The following is a 546-nucleotide window of genomic DNA, read 5'->3' as shown; positions in this document are numbered from 1 at the left end:
GCCCTACTTCGAGCGCTCCGGCGCCGACCACATCGACAGCCCCTTTTTGGCCACCAGCGACCACCCGTTGGGCGTCGGCGACACCCCTGCCGCGGGTGAGCCCGTGGAGGGTTCGCGTGAGTGGTATCGGCTGCAGCCGATCGACGACCGCGCGGTGGACCCCGCCCATCCCGCCACGCTGGGTGAGGTGTTCCTGCGCGCCCGCACCGACCCGATCGGCACGGTGCAACAGCAGGTGAGCCAGATCGCCCACGATCTGTCCGGGCGCCTCGATGAGCAGCACGTCATCAAGTACCGCGGCGTGTGGCATCCCAGCTACATCGGGGGCGCTGACAAGATCAACTTCCACGGTGAGATCTTGCGCAACGGTGAGCCGGTCGGCCGGGTGGAGATGACCGCCCGCCTGGAGGGCGAACGCGGACTGAGGGTCTCGGCCAGCGTCAACGACGCCCCTACCGGGCCGGGCCTGGATCGCGCGCACCTGTTCCCCGCGCTGCGCACCACACTCGAGCCCTACTTCGAGCGCTCCGGCGCCGACCACATCGA

At 69.6% G+C, this 546-nt stretch carries 1 protein-coding gene; it reads left to right on the top strand.

The window, feature by feature from the left end:
* On the top strand, positions 1-546 hold a 546-nt coding region (locus tag A5736_RS26425), incomplete at both ends, for a hypothetical protein (protein WP_175611320.1).

It is taken from the genome of Mycobacterium sp. SP-6446, from assembly GCF_001954045.1.
Taxonomy (GTDB): domain Bacteria; phylum Actinomycetota; class Actinomycetes; order Mycobacteriales; family Mycobacteriaceae; genus Mycobacterium.
Note: the sequence above shows the minus strand (reverse complement) of the source record. Positions and strands in the feature narration are given on the sequence as shown.